The 1,364-nt window shown below is 72.4% G+C and carries 2 protein-coding genes; both read right to left on the bottom strand.

Annotated features, from left to right (window positions below):
* The coding region (locus E4099_RS32040; RefSeq protein WP_135342592.1) for a TerD family protein at positions 1-625 on the bottom strand (625 nt) is incomplete at its 3' end.
* A 165-nt stretch (positions 626-790) separates the two neighbouring features.
* Positions 791-1,354: a M48 metallopeptidase family protein gene (locus E4099_RS32035; RefSeq protein WP_135342591.1), complete on the bottom strand. Its 564-nt coding sequence runs from the start codon at positions 1,352-1,354 to the stop codon at positions 791-793.
* Between the last annotated feature and the right edge of the window lie 10 nt (positions 1,355-1,364).

Here is a 1,364-nt window from a genome sequence, read left to right as displayed (position 1 = left end):
GGGTCGCCGGGGCGGCGAAGCCGGGGGCGGGCTGCCCGGGCGGCGCGAAGCCGGGCGCGGCACCCTGCGCCGGAGCGGGCGCGGGCGCGGGCTCCTCGTCGGCGACCTCACCGCCGAAGTTGCGCAGCAGCGCCTCGAGGCCGCCGTCGAAGCCCTGCCCGACCGCGGCGAACCGCCATACGTCCTTGAGGTAGAAGTCGCCCAGCATCACCGCGCGCTCGGTGCTGAACTCGGAGCCGTCGAAGGCGTAGCGGACCACCTCCTCGCCGCCCGCCACGACCCGGATGTAGCCCGGACCGATCTGCGACATCTGTCCGGCGCCGTCGATGGTGGCGGTGAAGGACAGCTTGTGGATGTGCTGCGGAACGCTGTCCAGGATCACCCGGAACGACTCGGTGTCACCCGCCTGCGCACCGAGCTGCTGGATGGACTCCTCGGGGGACTTCGGCTGGTTGTAGAAGACGAAGTACCGGTCGTCCGAGAGCCGCTCGGCGGCGTCCAGGCCGAAGCAGCTGATGTCGAAGGTGAGGCCAGGGCCGGCGATCTGCACGCCGACGTACAGGTCCCTCCCAGCCGTCAGGTCACTGATCTTGGCCTTGTGGCCGCGCTGGAATTCCCTGGCCATACGTAACGACCGTCCCCCATCCTGAAAACCGGTGAGTGCGTTGCCCGTCAGGCTAACCGCTGTACCTGACATTGAGCGACGTCGGCACGGACACTCCCGGTTCCCGGCGCGCCCCGGGCCGGGAACCGGTCGGCCCCGGCCACGAGTCCTCCCGGCGTACCGGACTCACTGCCCGTCACTTCCGGCGTCCTCGTCGCGGGCGGCGGGCAGCCTGGGCAGCCGGCCGGCCGCCACCACGCCCTCCAGATAGCCCCGGGCCCGCTCGGTACGCGGGTAGGACTCCAGCAGCCGCCAGAAGTTCGGGCCGTGACCGGGCACCAGCAGATGCGCCAGCTCGTGCAGCAGCACGTAGTCCCGCACGTACTCGGGCATGCCCTGCAAGCGGTGCGAGAGCCGGATGCTGCCCTCGGCGGGGGTGCACGAGCCCCAGCGGGTGTTCTGGTTGGTCACCCAGCGGACGGTGGCCGGCCGGGCCGCCCCGCCCAGGTACTGCGCCGACAGCCGCGCGGCCCGCTCGATCAGCTCACCGTCCCCGAGCCTGCGCCGGCTCTCCTGCGCGGCGAGCTTGCCCAGCATCACGCCCACCCAGCGGCGCTCCTCCGCCTTGGACATGCGGGCCGGGATGAGCACCACGGTACGGTCGCCCTCCCGGTAGGCCGAGACGGTTCTGCGGCGCCGGCTGCTGCGCCGCACCTCGACCGCGTCGCCCGCCCGGGGCGGGTCGGACACGTCCTGTGTC

Origin of the sequence: Streptomyces palmae (genome assembly GCF_004684805.1) — a bacterium.
GTDB lineage: Bacteria > Actinomycetota > Actinomycetes > Streptomycetales > Streptomycetaceae > Streptomyces > Streptomyces palmae.
This window is presented reverse-complemented; position numbering and strand designations above follow the sequence as displayed.